Source organism: Rhodococcus sp. IEGM 1381, assembly GCF_030056795.1.
GTDB lineage: Bacteria > Actinomycetota > Actinomycetes > Mycobacteriales > Mycobacteriaceae > Rhodococcoides.
Genome location: NZ_JASHKQ010000001.1, coordinates 1,572,985 through 1,592,590, shown reverse-complemented (window position 1 = coordinate 1,592,590; position 19,606 = coordinate 1,572,985). Strand labels below are relative to the sequence as shown.

At 62.9% G+C, this 19,606-nt stretch carries 18 protein-coding genes; 7 read left to right on the top strand and 11 right to left on the bottom strand.

The features are described 5' to 3' along the window. Positions 1-143: 143 nt before the first annotated feature. Positions 144-1,058, top strand: a complete 915-nt coding sequence (locus tag QM797_RS07470; protein WP_283274631.1) for an aldo/keto reductase — start codon at positions 144-146, stop codon at positions 1,056-1,058. A 169-nt stretch (positions 1,059-1,227) separates the two neighbouring features. On the opposite strand, the gene QM797_RS07465 is transcribed toward QM797_RS07470, so the two are convergent. Together QM797_RS07465 and QM797_RS07460 are read right to left on the bottom strand one after the other, a co-directional pair. Then, a complete protein-coding gene (locus tag QM797_RS07465; RefSeq protein ID WP_283274629.1) occupies positions 1,228-1,368 on the bottom strand; it encodes a hypothetical protein in 141 nt (46 codons plus the stop codon). An 86-nt stretch (positions 1,369-1,454) separates the two neighbouring features. After that, positions 1,455-2,483, bottom strand: coding sequence for a LacI family DNA-binding transcriptional regulator (locus QM797_RS07460; protein ID WP_283275313.1), 1,029 nt, complete (start codon positions 2,481-2,483; stop codon positions 1,455-1,457). Between the two features lie 290 nt (positions 2,484-2,773). Between QM797_RS07460 and QM797_RS07455 the strand changes: the two genes are divergently transcribed. The 3 genes from QM797_RS07455 to QM797_RS07445 all read left to right on the top strand — a co-directional run bounded on the left by QM797_RS07455 (position 2,774) and on the right by QM797_RS07445 (position 5,963). Beyond that, positions 2,774-4,189, top strand: a complete 1,416-nt coding sequence (locus QM797_RS07455; protein WP_283274628.1) for a sugar porter family MFS transporter — start codon at positions 2,774-2,776, stop codon at positions 4,187-4,189. A gap of 28 nt (positions 4,190-4,217) precedes the next feature. Next, positions 4,218-4,574, top strand: a complete 357-nt coding sequence (locus tag QM797_RS07450; protein WP_283274626.1) for a universal stress protein — start codon at positions 4,218-4,220, stop codon at positions 4,572-4,574. 249 nt (positions 4,575-4,823) lie between these two features. Then, positions 4,824-5,963 (top strand): alpha/beta hydrolase family protein, encoded by a 1,140-nt coding sequence (locus QM797_RS07445; RefSeq protein WP_283274625.1) that lies wholly within the window; start codon positions 4,824-4,826, stop codon positions 5,961-5,963. 122 nt (positions 5,964-6,085) lie between these two features. Here QM797_RS07445 and QM797_RS07440 read toward each other — a convergent pair whose 3' ends face one another. From QM797_RS07440 to iolC, 8 genes are read right to left on the bottom strand one after another with little or no spacing between them, the layout of a single operon-like run. Continuing rightward, a complete protein-coding gene (locus QM797_RS07440) occupies positions 6,086-7,582 on the bottom strand; it encodes a CoA-acylating methylmalonate-semialdehyde dehydrogenase (protein WP_283274624.1) in 1,497 nt (498 codons plus the stop codon). 29 nt (positions 7,583-7,611) lie between these two features. Further along, entirely contained in the window at positions 7,612-8,481 is an 870-nt protein-coding gene (locus QM797_RS07435; protein WP_283275312.1) for a sugar phosphate isomerase/epimerase family protein, read from the bottom strand. Positions 8,482-8,486: 5 nt separating this feature from the next. Further along, complete coding sequence (locus QM797_RS07430; RefSeq protein ID WP_283274622.1) at positions 8,487-9,521, bottom strand: Gfo/Idh/MocA family protein; 1,035 nt, start codon at positions 9,519-9,521, stop codon at positions 8,487-8,489. Between the two features lie 20 nt (positions 9,522-9,541). Continuing rightward, positions 9,542-10,465 carry a sugar phosphate isomerase/epimerase family protein gene (locus QM797_RS07425; RefSeq protein ID WP_283274620.1) on the bottom strand — a complete coding sequence of 308 codons (924 nt, stop codon included), beginning with the start codon at positions 10,463-10,465 and terminating at the stop codon, positions 9,542-9,544. A 40-nt stretch (positions 10,466-10,505) separates the two neighbouring features. Next, a complete protein-coding gene (gene iolD / locus QM797_RS07420; RefSeq protein WP_283274619.1) occupies positions 10,506-12,464 on the bottom strand; it encodes a 3D-(3,5/4)-trihydroxycyclohexane-1,2-dione acylhydrolase (decyclizing) in 1,959 nt (652 codons plus the stop codon). Continuing rightward, positions 12,461-13,357 carry a 5-deoxy-glucuronate isomerase gene (gene iolB, locus QM797_RS07415; protein ID WP_283274617.1) on the bottom strand — a complete coding sequence of 299 codons (897 nt, stop codon included), beginning with the start codon at positions 13,355-13,357 and terminating at the stop codon, positions 12,461-12,463. The genes iolD and iolB overlap by 4 nt, the downstream gene beginning before the upstream one ends. Positions 13,358-13,360: 3 nt before the next feature. Further along, positions 13,361-14,263 carry a Cgl0159 family (beta/alpha)8-fold protein gene (locus QM797_RS07410; protein ID WP_283274616.1) on the bottom strand — a complete coding sequence of 301 codons (903 nt, stop codon included), beginning with the start codon at positions 14,261-14,263 and terminating at the stop codon, positions 13,361-13,363. Beyond that, a complete protein-coding gene (gene iolC, locus QM797_RS07405) occupies positions 14,256-15,242 on the bottom strand; it encodes a 5-dehydro-2-deoxygluconokinase (RefSeq protein WP_283274613.1) in 987 nt (328 codons plus the stop codon). Before iolC ends, QM797_RS07410 begins: the two co-directional genes overlap by 8 nt. Positions 15,243-15,443: 201 nt before the next feature. On the opposite strand from iolC, the gene QM797_RS07400 reads away from it, so the two are divergent. Then, complete coding sequence (locus tag QM797_RS07400) at positions 15,444-16,232, top strand: GntR family transcriptional regulator (RefSeq protein WP_502942271.1); 789 nt, start codon at positions 15,444-15,446, stop codon at positions 16,230-16,232. A gap of 58 nt (positions 16,233-16,290) precedes the next feature. Here the strand turns inward: QM797_RS07400 and QM797_RS07395 are convergent, their stop codons facing one another. Beyond that, positions 16,291-17,292 carry a Gfo/Idh/MocA family oxidoreductase gene (locus QM797_RS07395; RefSeq protein WP_283274611.1) on the bottom strand — a complete coding sequence of 334 codons (1,002 nt, stop codon included), beginning with the start codon at positions 17,290-17,292 and terminating at the stop codon, positions 16,291-16,293. A gap of 76 nt (positions 17,293-17,368) precedes the next feature. Here QM797_RS07395 and QM797_RS07390 point away from each other — a divergent pair, with 76 nt between their 5' ends. Continuing rightward, entirely contained in the window at positions 17,369-18,406 is a 1,038-nt protein-coding gene (locus QM797_RS07390) for a Gfo/Idh/MocA family protein (protein ID WP_283274610.1), read from the top strand. A 212-nt stretch (positions 18,407-18,618) separates the two neighbouring features. Further along, complete coding sequence (locus QM797_RS07385; protein ID WP_502942297.1) at positions 18,619-19,581, top strand: substrate-binding domain-containing protein; 963 nt, start codon at positions 18,619-18,621, stop codon at positions 19,579-19,581. The last annotated feature ends 25 nt before the right edge of the window (positions 19,582-19,606 follow it).

The following is a 19,606-nucleotide window of genomic DNA, read 5'->3' as shown; positions in this document are numbered from 1 at the left end:
GGTATCGCGTCGCGCGGCCCAGCAACTTCCCAGTCTCAGCTGAGAACTCATGTCTCGCAACATTTCGTATCGAGGCCGCAAGCGCTACCCGATCGCGGATATGGTGGTTGTTTTCGCCACGGCACAACGAAAGTACTGACGACATGACGCAACTCGGTCTCGGCCTCGCCGCACTCGGACGCCCCGAGTACCTGACGGTCGGGCACTCCGCTGCAGTGGACGGACGATTCGATCCGGCAGCCTTGGAGCAGCTGTGCCACGCGGCACTCGACGCCGCATGGGACAGCGGCGTTCGACACTTCGACGTCGCGCGCTCCTACGGGTTGGCCGAGCGGTTCCTCGGCAACTGGTTGATTCGACACCCGAATCGGCGCGAGAACCTCGTGATCGGCTCCAAATGGGGATACGCCTACGTCGCCGATTTCCAGCGGGGAGCCGAAGTTCATGAAGTCAAAGAGCACTCGGTTGCACGCTTGGCCGAACAGTGGCCCCAGACCCTGCACGAGCTCGGCGGCGCGCCCGACCATTACCTGATTCACAGCGTCACCCCGGACAGTCCTGCGCTGAGTGACACCGCACTGCTCGACGACCTGAGCGCCATAGCCGACAGCGGTACCCGAATCGGTATCAGTACCAGTGGGCCGAATCAAGCCGATGTGGTGCATACAGCGCTGGACATCGGGGTGTTCAGCTCGGTGCAGTCGACGTGGAACCCCCTCGAGCCGTCCGTGGGCCCCGCCCTGGCACGTGCACACGAGGCCGGCTGGTTCGTCGTCGTCAAAGAGGCGATGGCCAATGGCCGACTCGTGGCGCAAGATTCGGCACTCGCCAGGGTCGCGGATTCGGCCGGGGTCGGCCGTGATGCACTCGCATTGGCAACGGCACTCGCGCAACCGTGGGCCGATGTCGTGCTCTCCGGCGCGGCCACAGTGGCTCAACTCCAGCAGAACGTCGCTGCTCTCGCGATCGACCGCGATCTGATCGCGGCGAGCGATCTCGACATTGCAGAGTCCCCAGACAGTTACTGGGACAACCGCTCTCACCTCGCGTGGACGTGACCACGAGCCCCGGAACGGAGTCTCGTGGACACAAATTCACGACAGCGAGGAGCTGATCCGAGGCGGGGCCTACACGACAAAACTCCGACCCCAGCAGCGGGATCGGAGCAGTGGAGACCTCCGATATTCGGAGCGCAACTGATTGCCTACCGCAGTCACAACAACGTTCTCAATCCTTTATCGACCCTGCGACACCGATGATTCCGGAGGCGACGAAACCAACCATCAAGACGAGCAGCATCAAGGCAAACGCAATTGCTGCGGCAGCGGACTTCACTGCAGTGCCACCGGCCTCTACGAAATTCGACATCTGATCTCCTGGTTCGAGTGCGCTCGGCAGCTGGATTACTTAAGCGCGTTAGTAGCGTCAACTATGGGCCACATCACACGGCGAAGTCAAAAGGCCGGATGCAGACCTCGTCGCGCCAATGCCCTCACACGGGGCCCGGACGGCACAGGTCCGGTGCTTCCTCGCACGATGAGATGCGGTTCGACAATCATCTCGGACGCTGGGGCGGAGGCGTTTTCGAGCCGCGTCACCGCAAAAGCAACAGCGTTCTCGGCCAATTCGTCCACGTCCTGCCGGACGGTCGTCAGATCGATCCGAGCAAGGCGCGCAATGTCGCTGTCGTCGTACCCAACGACGGACACATCCCCGGGCACATCGACACCGGCCCGGTCGAAAGCATCCATGAGGCCCAATGCGCAGCGATCGTTGCCCGCAAGAACCGCTGTCGGTAACCTGCCTTCATCGAGCATGAGCTGCCCGGCCGCAATGCCCGACGCTTCGTCGTGAGCTCCGTCGATCACGCGAATTCGATCACCCAGGTTGTGCAGGTTCATCGCGCTGCAATAAGCGGCGCTTCTGATCGCTGCTCCCGGACCGGATCCCCCATCGATGTGCCACACATAGCGGTGACCGAGTTCGATCAGATGGTCGACGGATTGCCGGACGCCACTGCCGTCAGCGCTGCGAACACTGTCGAAGTTGCTCGGAGACAGAGGCTTTGCGACGACAACCACGACGGCTCGCTCTTCCAACTCCTCGAAGTACGATTGTTCCGAGCTAGGGCCGAGAAGGATCAGCCCTTCGCATCGGTGGCCGATCAACGATTCGACGGCAGCTACTTCGTCTCGTCCCGGCGCGCTGGCGGACAGCAGAACTTCGTAGCCGGCCGCTTTGGCGATCGGATAGATTCGCTTCACCAGTTGAGCCTGGAACGGCTGCTCGACGTCGACCAGAACTCCAATAGTTCGGCTGCGTCCGCGCGCCAACAGCTGCGCGGTAGCGTCGGGTTTGTACCCGAGTTCCTCGGCGATTCGAAGAACACGCTCTCGCGTTTTCTCCCCCGCACCGGCTTTGCCGCCGAGTACGAACGAAACGAGCGTCCGCGAAACCCCCGCACGGACCGCAATGTCGTCCATCGTGGGCTTGCGGGCTCGCGCCTTGGGATGCAGACCTCCGTCGCCCGACCGGCGATCGTCCTGCTCTCTCGCAGCCACTGATTCCCACCTCCTGCAACCGGACAACACTGACCGAACCGTACCTGTGAACAGCCTCGTGGCCGTACGTTCGATCGAGAGGTCGACGCAGCCCGAGAATATTTTAGATGTGACCCACTTCTCATTTTGCTGTCAATATGTTAAGACATATACACACAGTTCGTACTTTCTTCGACAAGTGCGGCTCATGGGTTACTGGAGGATGAGATTTCATGGCGTCAACTGAATCAACATCGCGGAGTTCGCTTCCGCCGGACGTTCCAGGCGCGCACTCACGCCGGCTCGGCGTCATCGCCGTTGTGGCAACGTTCGGCGGCTTGCTCTTCGGCTACGACACCGGGGTGATCAACGGTGCGCTCGAACCGATGAAAGACGACCTCGGGCTCACCTCGTTCACCGAAGGTCTCGTCGTCAGCATCCTCATCTTCGGCGCCGCGATCGGCGCACTGGTGGGAGGGCGCCTGTCCGACAAATACGGGCGACGCCACAACATCTTGCTGCTCTCCGGCGTCTTCGCCCTCGGCACGATCGGATGCGTGCTTGCCCCGTCGTGGGAAGTGCTCGCGGTATTCCGATTCATCCTCGGCCTTGCAGTCGGCGGCGCATCCGCCACGGTCCCGGTCTATCTCTCCGAGGTTGCACCTGCCGAACGACGCGGATCTCTGGTCACCCGCAACGAAGTCATGATCGTCAGCGGCCAGTTCGCGGCCTTCATCATCAACGCCATCATTTTCAATATCTGGGGTGACCACGAATCGGTCTGGCGCTACATGCTCGTAGTCGCACTCTTTCCCGCGATCGCGCTGTTCGTCGGCATGCTGCGCATGCCCGAGAGTCCACGCTGGCTCGTGCTGCAGGGTCGCGACGACGAAGCCTTGGCCGTTCTGAAGCAGGTGCGGACCGAGGAACGCGCAGCGGCAGAGATGGCCGAAGTACATGCCCTGGCCGAAGAAGAGAAGCTCTCCCAGACCGGAGGTGCCGCAGACCTGTCCGTCCGCTGGATCCGGCGGCTCATCTTCATCGGTGTCGGGCTCGGTGTCTTCCAGCAGTTCACCGGGATCAACTCGGTCATGTACTACGGCACACAGCTGCTCAGCGACGCGGGTTTCTCCGACAGTGCCGCAATCATCGCAAACACCCTCAACGGGTTGTTCAGCGTTCTCGGCATCACCGTCGGTTTGCTCATCATGAACAAGGTGAACCGCCGAACGATGCTCATAGCCGGCTTCGGGCTGACGACCTTCTTCCATCTCCTCGTCGGGCTGTCCGCGTTACTGCTGCCGGACGGCACGGCCAAGGCGTACTTCATCCTCGTCTTCGTCGTCTTGTTCGTCTTCTGCATGCAGGGCACCATCGGTCCCCTGGTGTGGCTCATGCTTGCCGAAATCTTCCCCCTCAAGATCCGCAGCTTCGCCATCGGGGTTTGCGTTTTCATGCTCTGGTTGGCCAACGCTGTTGTAGCGCTTGCATTCCCGCCTGTCGTCGAAGCACTCGGCATAGCGCCGACCTTCTTCATCTTCGTCGGGCTGGGAATTCTGGCGCTGATCTTCATCGTCACTCAGGTACCCGAGACACGCGGGCAATCACTCGAAGAGCTAGAGGCCCGATTCCGTCACGAGTACTCGTGAACGAAACGCAACGAAAGGACGACACGACATGGCCATACTGGTTGCAGTAACCGACAACGAAGAAGGCCGCCACGCCCTGCGCGTCGCGGCCGACGAAGCAAACGCCATGCGCACCGAACTGATCGTGGTGAATCTGACTCTCGGCGGACTCGACGTCAGCGGACTCGACGCCGGGGTTGCTGTGCGGGTCATCGACCGCGCCGGCCGCGCAGACCGCGATCCAGCAACAGCGGTGCTCGACGAGATCGACGCGCATCCTGATGTGACGCGGCTCGTCATCGGAATCAAGAGACGCAGTCGCGTCGGTAAAGCGTTGCTGGGCAGCATCACTCAGCGCCTGCTGATGATGTCACCCGTGCCGGTCCTCAGCGTTCAACCGAACTGACCCCGGACGGCGCATCCGGCAGAGTCGATCCGGTCCGGCACCGTAACGAATCAGCGAAAGAGACCCTGTGCGGCAGAACATGCCACACAGGGTCTCTTTCGTCGGCGAGGTGTGAGGGTCCATCCCTGGCGCTGCGAACCCTGGCCTCTTCATTGCGCCAGATCCTGCGACGCCGTCGCCGCAACCAAGGTGTATTTCCGCGCGGGGGGCGGCAGATTCGAACCTCTACGGTCGATCCCGAAGGAAGACATGAAGATTGGATCCACAGTAATTTTGTGTACAACTGCGGCAATGCTCGGTGGCGCGGGATTGCTCGCCCCCGTCGCCGGTGCCGCACCGTCGACATCTATCGAACCGATTTCGCGGCTCATCGACGGCGCCTCTGCGGGCTATGCACTGTCCTACTGGACCACCGACGAACATGGGCGTCCCGCGCGTGCCGGCGGACAGGTGTATCTCCCCTCCGGCACGCCGCCACCAGGCGGGTGGCCCATTGTGTCGTGGGCCAAAGACACTGTCGGCGTGAGCGATTCATGCGCCATGAGCACGGCGCTGGAAGACAGGACTGCCGAGGATCCGATGGCCGTCGAACTGTCGAAGCCCCTGATCACCAACCTGCTCCGTCGCGGTACGGCCATAGTCTCGACGGACTACATCGGTCTCGGAACATCGGATGTCCACCACTATCTGAACAGTGTCTCGGCGGCGAATGCCGTCACCGACGTCGTCGACGCAGCAGCCGACAGACTCCCCGAATTGTCGCGAACATGGGTCGCCGCCGGGCACTCTCAAGGCGGCGCGGCCGCACTCACCACCGGAGCCCGTGCCGGCATCTACGGAGCACCGTCAGACTTTGGCGGCGTGGTGTCGTTCGCACCGTCGTCGAACCTCGAGCTCCTTCTGCCGCTACTGTCTCCGACCACACCCCGGATCGCGCAACTCGACAACGTCACGGCCACCCTGATCTACATACTTTACGGACTCAGGGACTCTCGGCCCGATATCGACGTAGACGGCTACCTCAGCGATCTGGGACGCACATACGTTGCGCAGGCAGAAGACAGCTGTATCGGCGCACTGAGGGAGAAGGTGACCGGTATTTCTCCGCAACAGCTTCTTGCCCGGTCGCTGTCGGATTCTGCGATGACCTCGGCTGTACGCGAGTACTTATCGGTGCCGACCACCGGTTACACCCGGCCGGTAGTGATCGAACAAGGACTGGCCGACACGGTCGTACCGCCGACAGCAACGACCGCCTTGGCTGCTGAACTGCTGGCACGTGGCGTGCGCGACGTGACCTATCTGCCCGTGCCCGATGCAACCCACTATGACGTTGTTGCCGCTACTGTCGACGACGCCCAGGCGCGAATACTCGGAATGCTGCACTGACCCCGGCGTGATCGCATGGACGAATCAGCGCGGCACCTGCTGCCCATGCAGCGCGAAACCCCCGCCTGAGCACGGAGCTGGAGCGGGGGTTTCGGAGCCTTCCGTTCAATAGTTCTTTGGGCTCAGTCGTTCTCTGGGAAGCCGAGATTGATGCCGCCGTGGCTCGGATCGAGCCACCGACTGGTGACGGCCTTACCGCGGGTGTAGAAATGGACACCGTCCATTCCGTGGGCATGAGTGTCACCGAAAAGGCTGTTCTTCCAACCACCGAAACTGAAATACGCCATCGGAACCGGGATCGGGACGTTGATGCCGATCATGCCGACCTCGACCTCGTTCTGGAACCTGCGCGCCGCACCACCGTCGTTGGTGAAAATGGCGGTGCCGTTGCCGTACTGGTTCGAGTTGATGAGCTCGAGCGCCTCGTCGTAGGTATCGACACGGACCACCGAGAGGACCGGTCCGAAGATCTCGTCGGTGTAGATGCTCATGTCGGTGGTGACGTTGTCGATCAGCGTCGGGCCGAGCCAGAAGCCGTCGGCTCCGCCGTCCGCCTCGACCGTGCGGCCGTCGACGACGATGGTGGCACCGGCGGCTTCTCCGGCGTCGACGTACGAGGCGACTTTGTCGCGGTGGGCCTTGGTGACCAGCGGTCCCATGTCGGCGCCCTTGGTTCCGTCGCCCGTCACCAGTGGGGTGGTGCGTTCGACGATCTTTGCGACGAGCTCGTCGGCGATGTTTCCGACGGCAACCAAGGCGGAGATGGCCATGCATCGCTCACCGGCAGAACCGAATCCGGCGTTGACCATCGCATCGGCAGCGAGGTCCAGATCGGCGTCGGGCAGGACGATGGCGTGGTTCTTCGCTCCGCCCAGTGCCTGAACTCGCTTACCGTGCGAGGTGCCGGTGGAGTAGACGTACTGTGCGATCGGGGTCGAACCGACGAAGCTGATCGCCTTGATGGCCTTGTTTTCGAGCAGCTCGTCCACGGCGAGCTTGTCGCCCTGCAGGACGTTGAACACCCCGGGCGGTAGTCCTGCCTCTTCCCACAGCTTGGCCATCCACAGCGATGCGGTGGGATCCTTCTCGCTGGGCTTGAGGACGACGGTGTTTCCGGCGGCGATGGCGACGGGGAAGAACCACATCGGCACCATGGCCGGGAAGTTGAACGGGGAGATGATGCCGACGGGCCCGACCGGCTGACGGATCGAGTACACATCGACCTTGGTCGACGCGTTCTCGGTGAATCCGCCCTTGAGGAGATGCGGTATGCCGCAGGCGAATTCGACGACCTCCTGGCCTCGGCTGATCTCTCCGAGCGCGTCGGAGAGGACTTTGCCGTGCTCGGCGGTGATGATCTCGGCGAGCTCGCCCTTCTTGGCGTTGAGCAGTTCGCGGAATTTGAACATCACCGCCGTGCGCTTCGCCAGCGAGGTATCGCGCCACGCCGGGAACGCCGCTGCAGCGGCGTCGATCACTGCGCGGGCATCCTCCAGGGTCGCGAGGGCCACCTGTCCGGTGACCTGTCCGGTGGCCGGATTGGTCACCGGCGCGGTGCGGTCGGAGGTGCCGCCGAAGGGCTTGCCGTCCAACCAATGTGCAATAACGTTGTCAGTCATAGTGTTTCCCTACTTGGAGTCATGAAGGCTCAGGAGTGGCTCGAAATGTATTTCTTCATGGTGTCGAGCTGGTAGCGCGAGACCTCGTGCGCGTTCTCGTTCTCGGCGAACACACTCGAAACCATGACGGTGTCGCGGTCGTAGAAACCGAGCTTGCCTAGACCGCCGAAGAACTGATTCCAGTCGACGTCGCCGTCACCGATCTTGAGATGTTGGTGAACACGCACCGCGTTGCCCGGCGGATTGGTGATGTACCGAAGTCCGTGGGAGCGGTGGTGATCCATGGTGTCCGCCACGTGCACCAACCGCACCATGTCGCCGGCAGCCTCCATGATCGCGTCCAAGTCACCGCCCATATGGAACTGATGGCACGCCACGATGACCATGCCCAGATTCCTGGAGTTGACGCCGCGGATCGTGCGGATCGCGGCAAGACCGTCCTCGACAAAATCGTCGGGATGCGGGTCGATCAGGACGTCGATTCCTTCGCGCTCGAAGAGCGGCACGAGTTCTTCCATGGAACGGTAGAACGCCCGCTCGGACTCCTCGGCCTTCTCCGGTCGCCCACTGAATTCGGTGTTCATCGTGCTCACACCGAGATCGACAGCAATCTGAACGGCCCGCTTCCAATACCGAACGGCTGCTTCACGCGCGTCCTCGTCCGGTCCCGACCAGCGCAGAACCGGTAGGACAGAGGCGATTCCGACCCCTGCATCCGCACACGCCTTCTTGAACTGTGAGACGAGTGCATCATCCGCTTTGGGATGGTTGAAGAATGGGATCATGTCCACATGCGGAGTCAGCTGCAGCCACTCGTAACCGAGTTCGGCCACTACTCGCGGCAGCTCCAACAGCGAATGACTGTGGTGAAACGGAGTCGGATCCAGCGCGATCTTCACCCGGCTCACGCGCCCGGGATGGACGAGCGCTGCACCATGTCGACCGTGACAGGCAAACCTGATTCGAGCGACTTCACCCCGGCCTCGCACACCGCTGCGGCGGCATAGCCATCCCATGCGCCAGGACCGTCGACGTAGTTACCCGTCTCCGCACCCGTGCGCACGGCGTCGACCCACCGCTGAATTTCGGTGTCGTAGGCCTGTCCGAAGCGCTCCTTGAACGACGGTGTGATCGTGCCGCCCCAGGTTCCGGGTGCGGACTTGCGCACGAGGCCCACATCGAGACCGATCATGGCACTGCCACGTTCGGCCACGACCTCGGTCCTGACCTCGTACGCGACGCCCGTCGTGACGAACACCTCCGCGTCGACGTGCCGGCCGGTCTCGGTCGTGAAGATGGCGATCTGTGGATCCTTCAGTCCCGCAGGCGCATTCGTGTTAGCCGAGGGGGTGATGATCTGGACTGTGGTGATTTCCTCGTCGAGCAGGAAGCGGGTGACGTCCACCTCGTGGACGAGCGAATCCTTGACGATCATCGCGCTGTCGAAATGCGGCGGCACAGCCGGGTTTCGATGTGCGCAGTGCACGACGAGCGGCCGGCCGATGTCACCGGAGTCGATGAGAGCCTTCAGGTCTGCGTACTCGTTGTCGAAACGGCGCATGAATCCGACCTGGATGAGCTTCTTGCCCAATTCTGCCTCCGCCTTCACCACGGCGAGGGAGGTTTCGACGTCGGTGGTCAGCGGCTTCTCGCACATGACGGGCTTGCCGTATTCGAGACACGCGAGGAGCTGCTTCTCGTGCGTCGGACCGGGGGTCGCGAGCAACACGGCGTCGACCTCTGGATCGGCGATGGCGTCGATCGGGTCGACCACCACCCGAGCACCGGGGATGGACGCGGCAAGCTCCTCGGCCTTCTCGGTGAAGTAGTCGTTGACGACGGCAACGCGTGCACCGGCGATCTTCGAAGAGATGCGAGCGACGTGATCGGCACCCATCATGCCGACCCCGAGGACGGCGATGCGCAGTTCGTTGGTCATAAAAAGTCTCCTTGCGGGTATCAGCTGAACTGGATGGACGGGATCCCGCAGGAGCCCAGGTACTTACGAGTGCGCTGTGCGATCGGCAGCGGGTAGTCCGGCTCGCACGGGTACATGTCCTGCTCGACGATCGCGAAGATGTCGGCGGTGAGCTTGCCGGCATCGGCCAGGCGCTCGATGGTCGACAGCAGCGGCGGCATATCGGGAATCCCCAAGGGCGGTTCCGTCATTGCGCCCAGCTTGCAGGCCTCGCCGAACGGCAGATCCTCGGCTGCGACCTTGGCGCGCACCGCTTCGTCGACCTGCTTGAGGTGCAGGTAGCCGATGCGTTCCGGGGCACGTTCGATGATGGCGATGTTGTCGCCGCCGCAGTAGCTGATGTGGCCGGTGTCCAGGCACAGGTTGACGAACTCGGTCGACGTGCCGTCGAGGAAGCGGTACACGTTCTCTTCTGTGTCGACGTGGCTGTCAGCGTGCGGATGGTACTGCGCCTTGACGCCGTACTGCTCGAACATGCGCTTGCCGAGCTCGTTCATGCCTTCGGTCTTCTTGCGCCACTGATCGACCGTCAACGTGCGGTCCTCGAGCACCGCACCGGTGGACGGGTCGCGCCACATCTCGGGGATGACGACGACATGCTTTCCGCCCACTGCCGCAGTGAGTTTCGCGACGTCCTCGATCTGCGTCCACACTGCGTCCCAGGAATCGTCCTGATGCAAGTGCTCGAATACCGTTCCGGCCGAGAGCTTGAGGTTGTGCGCCACGAGCTCGTCGGAGAGCTGCTGGGGATCTGTCGGCAGGTACCCGAACGGGCCGAGCTCGATCCACTCGTAGCCCGATGCGGAGACCTCGTCGAGGAACCGGCCGTACGGGGTCTGCTGCGGGTCCTCGGGGAACCAGACGCCCCAGGAGTCGGGTGCAGATCCCACGCGAATTACGCTCATTGTGTTTACCTTTCGAGAATTGTCAGGGTTACGGGAATGTCTAGTTGCCAGACGGACGCAGGAACGGCCGCTGGATCTTCTTCCACTTCTCGTACGTTTCGTATGCCGTCTGTGTCGACTCGAGCGTCGAGGTCGCACTCACCGGCACGTCCCACCAGGATTCGGAGTCCGGTGCCGGGATGAGCGGATCGGTCTCGACGTGGATGACCGTGGAGGTATCACTTGCCTTGGCAGCCTTGACGGCGTCGGTGAACTCGCTGCCGTTGTTCACTCGGATCACCTCGACACCGAGGCTTGCAGCGTTCGCTGCGAGATCGACAGGCAATATCCCACCGTCCAGCCGGCCGTCGTCACCGCGATACCGATAGTCGGTGCCGAATCGTTGGGATCCCAACGACTCCGACAGTGATCCGATGGAGGCGAACCCGTGGTTCTGCACCAGAATCATGATGACCTTGACGCCTTCCTGCACGGCGGTGACCAGCTCGGTCGCCATCATGAGGTAGGAGCCGTCGCCCACCATGATGAACACGTCACGGTCCGGCTCGGCCATCTTGGCACCGATACCGCCTGCGACTTCGTAGCCCATGCACGAGAAGCCGTATTCGACGTGGTACCCCTTGGAATCGCGCGTGCGCCAGAGCTTGTGCAGATCGCCGGGCATCGAGCCCGCCGCGCAGACGACGACGTCCCGAGGATCCGACAGGGTATTCGCCAGGCCGATGACCTGGTTTTGGTTGAGCGGTGCGGAGGAATCTTCGATTTCGTATACCGCGGAAACGGTCGCGTCCCACTGAGCTGCCAGTTCCGCTGTACGGGTGCGGTATTCGCCCGGAACCTGGTAGTCGGCAAGCTCGACGGCCAGGGCATCGAGAGCTTCTCGGGCGTCGGAGACGACGGAGATTCCGCCCTGTTTGACCGAGTCGATCGAGGCCACGTTGATGTTGACGAAGCGCACATCCGGGTTGTTGAACGCGGTGCGCGACGCGGAGGTGAAATCGCTGTAGCGCGTACCGATTCCGATGATCACGTCGGCGTCGGTTGCAAGCGCGTTCGCGGCGGTCGTCCCGGTCGATCCGAGAGCCCCGACGGATTGCGGGTGGTCGTAGGGCAGCGAACCCTTGCCGGCCTGGCTCTGGCCGACCGGGATACCGGTCTTCTCACAGAATGCTGCGAGCGAGGAGGTTGCACCGGAGTAGATGACTCCGCCGCCGGCGACGATCATCGGTTTCGTCGCGCTGCGGATCACCTCTGCTGCGCGAGCGACGACGGACTTCTCGGGCAACGGACGGGCGACGTGCCACGTGCGGGCTGCGAACAGAGACTCCGGCCAATCGAAGGCCTCGGCCTGGACGTCCTGTGGGATGGCGACCGTCGCGGCACCGGTCTCGACCGGATCGGTGAGCACGCGCATCGCGCCGAGCAGAGCACTCGGTAGCTGCTCGGGTCGCCACACGCGATCGAAGTACCGCGAGAGCGGCTTGAACGCATCGTTGACGGTGACGTCGCCGCTCGCGGGCAGCTCGAGTTCCTGCAGCACCGGTGCGCTGGCACGGGTCGCGAAAGTGTCTGCGGGGAGGAGCAATACCGGCAGACGGTTGATGGTGGCCAGAGCAGCACCGGTCAGCATGTTGGTCGATCCTGGTCCGACGCTGGCAGTGATTGCCCAGGTCTGGAGGCGGTCCTTCTGACGGGTATACGCAACCGCGCTGTGCACCATGGCCTGCTCGTTACGCCCGAGTACGTACGGCAACTCCGGCTCGGTCCCTGCTTCGACGGCGTCGATTTCAGCCTGCAGCAATGCCTGCCCGAGGCCTGCGACGTTGCCGTGCCCGAAGATGCCGAAGGCACCGGCGAAGAACTTGGTACGTACGCCGTCCCGCTCGACGAACTGGTTCGCCAGAAATTTCACTACGGCCTGAGACACGGTGAGATGGACTGTGCCTTCGGTGTTCTCGGACTTGCTCGCCGATATCGGCGCGGTGGACACCACGGTCATGCTCCTTCGGATGCAGAGTCGGTGGACGAGCTGTGGAGAGGAAGACGCGGGTCGACGGGCTGGTCTGTCCAAGTGCTGCGAATCCAGGTGTGTTCAGGGTCGTCGACGATATTCCAGGCGCGTTCCTTGCCCGGTCCAGCCATGACGTTGAGGTAGTACATGTGGTAGCCCGGTGCTGCGACCGAGGGGCCGTGGTAACCGTGCGGGACCAGAACGACGTCGCCGCTGCGGACCTCCTCGAGCACCTCGATCGGACGCTGCGGGGTGCCGTAGACGCGGTGGTAGCCGAAACCCGCACTGTCGTCGGGGCCCGGCGCGATCTCGAAGTAGTAGATCTCTTCGAGGGCAGACTCGTTCGCAGTGTTCTCGTCGTGCTTGTGTCCTGGGTAGGAGGACCAGTTGCCGCCAGGGGTTATCACCTCGCATGCAATGAGCGAGTCGGCCTCGAACGTATCCGCGGTGCCGAAGTTGTGCACCTGGCGGCTGCAATTGCCTGCACCGCGCAGTTCGACCGAGATATCGACGGCGGGCACGTAGCGGAACGGCAGCGTGTTCCCGGCGCGGGCACCGCACAGGGCAAACCTGCCACCATCGACGGTCGAGATGGCATACACCGAATCCCTACCGACATAGACGAAGTCGGTTGGACCGTCGAACACCGAGGCGCGGCCGACCAGATCGAACTTTGTGCCTTCACTGGTCACCGTTGCAGAACCCGAAAGCGGCACGATCATGATCTCGTTTTCGGCCGAGTTCAGATCGACCGATTCGCCGGGGGCGAGAGTGATTGTCCACAAGCTGGATTCGGTCCAGTCGGCACTCTCAGGCGTGACGGCGACGTCGAAACCGTCTTTGCCGCCCGAACCTGCCGCAATGTAGTACTGGGAGTTCATCTTTCACCTCACCATGTCGACAGCGGTGCCGACAGCTGCCTCGACGTTGCCGTCTTTGGGGTAGAGCAACGTGCGGCCGACGATCAATCCGCGCACGGCGGGAATCTCGAGCGCTTTCGCCCAGCTTGCGTACGTCTCTTCGGGGGCCGTCTGTGGGTCTCCGCCCAGCAGTAGCGTCGGGAGCGTCGTGGCATCCATGACGCGTTCCATTTCGTCGACGACGGGGAGCTTCATCCAGGTGTATGCCGAGGTGGAGCCGAGACCTTGGGTGATGTGTATCGACTTGATGACGGCGTCGGCACTGAGGTCGTTCTTCACACGTCCTTCGACTCGGCGTGAGAGGAACGGCTCGACCATCGCGATGAGGTTTTCGGCAGCGAGTTCGTCGATGGCCTGAGCGCACGCGGTCATCGTCGCAAGTGTGCCCGGATCGTCGAGTGCGATGCGAGTGAGCATCTTCGCGCCATTCATCCTGGCCTTCGCAGTGGAAGCGGCAGTGGCACCGGTCATTCGGTCGTCGAGCTCGAATGCGGCACCTGCGAGACCGCCGCGATTCATGGAGGAGAACACGACCTTGTCTTCGAGCGCGCCGAGCAGCACGAGGTCGTCGAGAATCTCCGATGACGCGAGAACCCCATCCACACCGGGATTGGCGAGCGCCGTGCGTAGGCGGTCGAGCAGTTCGGTGCGACTGTTCATCGCTGTCACATCGTTACCCACCGACAGCGCACCCCGTGCGGGATGGTCGGCGGCGACGATCATCAATCGGCCGTTTCCGCGAATCGTGTCGCGGGTGACGCGGGTTGCCCACGCGCGCTCGATGGCCTGGGGATCGGCAGCCCGGATCGCGGTGACCTCGGCGTAGCTCGAGGCGGCGGGTGCTGGGGTGAGGGTGGTCTCAGACATTGACGGCCTCCGTGGCGGATTGTTCTGCGAGAGCAGCGACCTCGGTCGCCGTGGGCATAGCGGTGGAGCATTCGAGACGGGAGGCGACGATGGCACCCGCGGCGTTGCCGTAGCGAAGAATCTTCTCCAGCGGCCATCCTGCGAGCAGACCGTGGCACAGTGACCCGCCGAAGCTGTCGCCTGCACCGAGGCCGTTGACGACGTCGACGAAGTTCGGTGGGACCGTCACGGTGTGCGTTCTGGTTTTGCCCATAACGCCTTTGGGGCCCATTTTGACGATGGCGAGGGAGACACCGAGATCGAGGAGTGCGTCCGCAGCCTTGTGCGGGTCGGTCTCGCCAACAGCGACCTGGCACTCTTCCTTGTTGCCGACTGCAACAGTGACGTGCCCGAGCGCCTTGCGCACCTGCTCGGTGGCCGCCGCGGCCGATTCCCAGAACATCGGCCGGTAGTCCAGATCCAGAACCGTCAGTGGCGCGCGGTCGCGTACTTCCCATGCCGCGAAATGAGCACTACGGCTCGGCTCCTCGGACAGGCCCGTGACAGTGGACCAATAAAGGCGCGCATTTCGGACTGCGTCGAGGTCGAGGTCCTCCGGGCGGATCTGCAAGTCAGGCGCCGAGGGCTTGCGATAGAAGTAGAGCGGAAAATCGTCCGGCGGAAAGATCTCGCAGAACGTCACCGGAGTTGCAAACTGGCCGTCGGTGACCACGAAGCGGTTGTCCACTCCGAGGCGGGCGAGTTCGGCCGAGACGTAGCGCCCGAATGGATCGTTGCCGACGCCGGAGATGAGAGCAGTCCGTTCTCCCAAGCGCGCTGCAGCAACCGCGACGTTCGCGGCGCTGCCACCGAGGAACTTCCCGAACGTGTCGACGTCTTCCAGGCCGACACCGGTTTGCAAGGGGTAGATGTCGACGCCGCTGCGCCCGATGGCGAGGACGTCGAAGGCCGTGGTGCCGGCATCGGCTGAGGTTGTCAAGATCGACTCCAAAGGGTGAGAGGGTACTCGGTTGTCAGTGACGTCCACTGACGAAGCAATGGGACCACTGTGCGCCAGTTCACAAGCAGATGTCAATAGTTTGTCCTGACATTCTTACTTCCAGTCAAGATGATGTTAGCGATCGCTTACACTTCGTACAAGCCGGGCACAGCGGGTGCCCTCGACAGACGGAAGAGAAGAATGACGGCGTCGAACGTACCCGCGGGCACGCAGCTCACAGCGGCATCGAATGTGGCCGCGACAATTCCTGTCGAGCTCAACCGCTCGAGTCCGGTCCCCCTCTACTTTCAACTGGCGCAAACGATCGAAGGCGCGATTCTCAGTGGAAGGCTCGCCCCGGGTGAGCGTTTCGAGAATGAGCTCGCACTCGCAAAGAGGTTGAGCTTGTCGCGGCCCACTACTCGTCGGGCCATTCAAGAACTGGTCGACAAAGGGCTGCTCGTACGCAAGCGCGGCGTCGGCACCCAGGTGGTACGGAGCCCGGTCCACAGACCGGTCGAGCTCACCAGTCTGTTCGACGACCTCGCCCGTGCCGGACAGAACCCGACGACCCGTCTTCTCGACTACCAGGTAGGTCCGCCCGACGACGAGGTCGCTCGAGAACTGAACATCTCGGACGGGACCGACGTCGTCACCATTCGCAGGCTCCGCAGCACGAACGGCGAACCTCTTGCCTTGATGACCAACTACCTGCCGTTCGACATCGCGCCGGAGCCCGACGAACTCGAGACTCAAGGCCTGTATTCCTCGCTTCGAACGCGCGGCGTGCACATCAGGCTTGCCCGCCAGCGCATCGGCGCACGGGCAGCCGATCGCGAAGAGGCAGCGCTGCTGGACGAGAAGCTCCGGGCTCCCCTGCTCACGATGCACCGAACTGCATTCGACGATTCCGGGCAGGTTGTCGAATTCGGATCGCACGCTTACCGGGCATCGCGGTACTACTTCGACACCACATTGGTCGATCGCTGATCGAGCAGCGGTTCCAGTGCCCGTTCGTCGTCATGGCAGCCAACCCGGCAGCGCCGTACTAGGCAGACGAGTCGATCGTTACCGTGCGGCCGCCCTCGTGCATCGAGGTGATCAACGCCTGCGCGACGACACTTGCCCGTAGTCCGTCTTCTGCCGAAGCCAAGGTGGACGGACGTCCGCCGGCGATGGCGTCGACCCACTCCTGAAGCTGCAGGCGATAGGCGTCGGCGAAGCGTGGTACCCAATCTTTCGAGTACGAGTAGCTATGTGCGAGAGCGTGATCGGTGACAGTGCGCACCGGCTCCACCAGTCTGCTCGCACCGTCTTCCCCGATCACCTCGCAGCGGATGTCGTAGCCGTAGCCGGCATTGAGGAACAGTTCCACGGTCGTCAGAACGCCGTCCTCGGTCCGCAAGAGCATGAACTGGGGATCGCGGCGGTGGCCGATCCGCGTGCTTGCGCGGGTGGTCTGCCAGCTGACCTCGAGGACCGGGGAGTCGAGCAACCACGGGACGATGTCGAGTTCATGGATCGCCGAACCGGTGATGCTGGCCTCGGAGTCGCCGCCGGGCCCCGAGGTCACGGTCCGACTCGAACAGTGCACGATCAACGGTTCGCCGATCGCGCGTGAGGTGACCGTGCGCTTCAATTCGACGTATCCCGGGTCGAAGCGACGCATGAAACCCACGGTCAGCAAGGGTAACTCGATTTCCGAGGTCGCAGCGTCGTGCGCATGCACCACGCGACGGCACTCGTCGACGGTCAACGCCAGCGGCTTCTCGCAGAGAACCGGTGTGCCCGCCTCGAGGCACGCCAGCACAAGATCGGCGTGGGTGGAATCGTGCGAGGCAATGACGACTGCGTCGACAGAGGGACTCGAGATCAAAGCGTACGGGTCGGTGAAGCCCTCGGCACCGACCTCGGCGGCGATGCGGTAGGCACGGTCAGCGTCGACGTCTGCCACCGCGATGACCTCCGCGCCCGACACCGCCGCGTGCAGGTTCCGGATATGGTCTGCGCCCATCACTCCCGCACCGATGACACCCACTCGTACGTTCACAAGACCTCACTCGCATTGTCGGAAATTATTCGAATGTCCAGACATTCGGACCTCGAGTGATACTAGGGTCTCGCGCATGACTGCGTCCACGAAAGCCCTGATACTTCCGTCCTCTCGCGTTCCGGCACCCAGTGACGCTCCGCCCCTCAGGTGGGGAATACTCGGACCCGGATGGATAGCGGAGCGATTCGTAGAGGCGTTGCGCACCTGCACGTCTCAGCACATCAGCGCTGTCGCGTCGAGAAATTCCCAGCGCGGTACACGGTTCGCGTCGGACTGGAAGATTCCGGCCGTATACAACAGCTACGACGACCTCGTCGCGGCGCCCGACGTCGACGTGGTCTACATCGCGACGCCGCACACCGCACACTTCGAGCACGCGACGCTGGCACTGAATGCCGGAAAGCACGTCGTCGTCGAGAAGCCGCTCGCCCTCGACGCCGACCAGGGACGCGCGATCGCCGAGCTGGCACAGGCAAAGGGACTTTTTGCAATGGAGGCGCTGTGGTCCGCTTTCCTACCGAAATTCGACGTGATCGAACAAATCCTCGCGGACGGCGTGCTCGGCGACATCGGCACAGTATTGGCAGATCATGGCGAGCACTTCGACACCGATCACCGCATCTACGACCCGGCCCTCGCCGGGGGGCCGCTGCTGGATCTGGGGACTTACACGGTCTATTTCGCTCAGAGGGCACTGGGAAAGCCGGTGAGCGTGACCGCGGTTGGCCAGCAGGCGAATCCGGAGTTGAACGGTCAGATCTCAGCGATTCTCCAGTCGCCGACGGGTGCGCACGCCGTCGTGAACACCACCATCCTGGCCGACACTCCCAGCCGCGGCACGCTGAGTGGCACCGCAGGAATGCTGTGCACGGACGGCGTTTTCTATCGACCGGGAGACTTCACGGTCTCTCTCCGAGATGGGCGAACAGCCCGGTTCGTGGACGAGATCTCCGGATACCCCGCGGGCCTGGCTTTCGAGGCCGCCGAGGCGGCCCGTCGAATCACCGGCGGTGAGCTCGAAAGCCCCTGTCACACATTGAATGATGCAATCTCGACGTTGCACACTCTCGATGAGATCAGACGTCAGCTGGGGATCGAGTTCAGAGCGTGATCGGCCGCGTCGTGACCCCTTTGCAGTTCTAATGTCTGGACAAACTATTGACATTTGAGTGTGACGGGTATTACATCTCTCTAGGCACGGCAGTCAGATCCGTCATCGGCGGGTCGCGTGGTCATCCGGAAGGAATTTCAATGACGTTTCGACAGGTCCCGATCTCGAGTCGGTCCCGCAAGAATGCGGGGCGCTCTGCGCTGGCGATCACCATGGGAGTAGCGCTGGCCGCCTCGGTGGTTGCGTGCTCGAGTTCGGGTGGTGCCGCGGACACGTCCGACACCGGCAGCGGCGCGGGAACTGCGGACACCCCGAAGGCGACGATCGCAATGATCACCCACGAGGTCCCGGGAGATACGTTCTGGGACTTGATCCGCAAGGGTGCCGAAGCGGCAGCGGCGAAGGACAACATCGAACTTCGCTACTCCTCGGACCCCGAGGCTCCCAACCAGGCCAATCTCATCCAGACCGCAATCGACTCGAAGGTCGACGGAATCGCGGTCACCCTGGCCAAGCCCGACGCGATGGGTCCCGCCGTCGATGCCGCGACCGCAGCCGGCATCCCGGTGACCGCGTTCAACTCCGGCTTCGACTCCTGGAAGGACATGGGAGTTCAGCAGTACTTCGGTCAGGACGAGACCATCGCCGGACAGGCTGCCGGTGCCCGCCTGACAGCGGACGGCGCCAAGAAGACGCTGTGCATCATCCAAGAGCAGGGTCAGGTTGCGCTGGAGTCTCGCTGCGCCGGTGTGAAGCAGGGCTTCACCGGTGGCGGCACCGAGATCCTGAACGTCAACAGCAAGGACATGCCCTCGGTCGAGGCGACGATCACCGCCAAGCTGCAGCAGGACCCCACAATCGATCACATCGTCGCTCTCGGCGCGCCGATCGCGTTGACCGCTGTGCAGTCGAAAGCCAACGCCGGCAGCAACGCCACGGTCGTCACCTTCGACACCAACGCCGCACTCGTCGATGCGATCAAGTCCGGGGACGTTGCCTGGGCGATCGACCAGCAGCCGTACCTCCAGGGATACCTGGCTGTCGATGCGCTGTGGCTCTATATCAACAACGGCAACACCATCGGTGGCGGCACCCCGGTCCTGACCGGCCCCGCGTTCATCGACGAGACCAACATCGACGCCATCGCCGAGTACGCCACGAACGGAACTCGCTGAACCCGACGCTCACCGGCACGCGATT

Excerpts from the sequence above, each read along its gene's own strand:
- QM797_RS07460 (WP_283275313.1), bottom strand. The coding sequence starts at position 2,483 with ATGGACGACATTGCGGTCCGTGCGGGGGTTTCGCGGACGCTCGTTTCG.
- QM797_RS07440 (WP_283274624.1), bottom strand. The coding sequence starts at position 7,582 with ATGACTGACAACGTTATTGCACATTGGTTGGACGGCAAGCCCTTCGGC.
- QM797_RS07430 (WP_283274622.1), bottom strand. The coding sequence starts at position 9,521 with ATGACCAACGAACTGCGCATCGCCGTCCTCGGGGTCGGCATGATGGGT.
- QM797_RS07400 (WP_502942271.1), top strand. The coding sequence starts at position 15,444 with ATGACGGCGTCGAACGTACCCGCGGGCACGCAGCTCACAGCGGCATCG.
- QM797_RS07425 (WP_283274620.1), bottom strand. The coding sequence starts at position 10,465 with ATGAGCGTAATTCGCGTGGGATCTGCACCCGACTCCTGGGGCGTCTGG.
- QM797_RS07410 (WP_283274616.1), bottom strand. The coding sequence starts at position 14,263 with ATGTCTGAGACCACCCTCACCCCAGCACCCGCCGCCTCGAGCTACGCC.
- QM797_RS07470 (WP_283274631.1), top strand. The coding sequence starts at position 144 with ATGACGCAACTCGGTCTCGGCCTCGCCGCACTCGGACGCCCCGAGTAC.
- iolD (WP_283274619.1), bottom strand. The coding sequence starts at position 12,464 with ATGACCGTGGTGTCCACCGCGCCGATATCGGCGAGCAAGTCCGAGAAC.
- QM797_RS07445 (WP_283274625.1), top strand. The coding sequence starts at position 4,824 with ATGAAGATTGGATCCACAGTAATTTTGTGTACAACTGCGGCAATGCTC.
- QM797_RS07465 (WP_283274629.1), bottom strand. The coding sequence starts at position 1,368 with ATGTCGAATTTCGTAGAGGCCGGTGGCACTGCAGTGAAGTCCGCTGCC.
- QM797_RS07385 (WP_502942297.1), top strand. The coding sequence starts at position 18,619 with ATGGGAGTAGCGCTGGCCGCCTCGGTGGTTGCGTGCTCGAGTTCGGGT.
- iolB (WP_283274617.1), bottom strand. The coding sequence starts at position 13,357 with ATGAACTCCCAGTACTACATTGCGGCAGGTTCGGGCGGCAAAGACGGT.
- QM797_RS07390 (WP_283274610.1), top strand. The coding sequence starts at position 17,369 with ATGACTGCGTCCACGAAAGCCCTGATACTTCCGTCCTCTCGCGTTCCG.
- QM797_RS07450 (WP_283274626.1), top strand. The coding sequence starts at position 4,218 with ATGGCCATACTGGTTGCAGTAACCGACAACGAAGAAGGCCGCCACGCC.
- QM797_RS07455 (WP_283274628.1), top strand. The coding sequence starts at position 2,774 with ATGGCGTCAACTGAATCAACATCGCGGAGTTCGCTTCCGCCGGACGTT.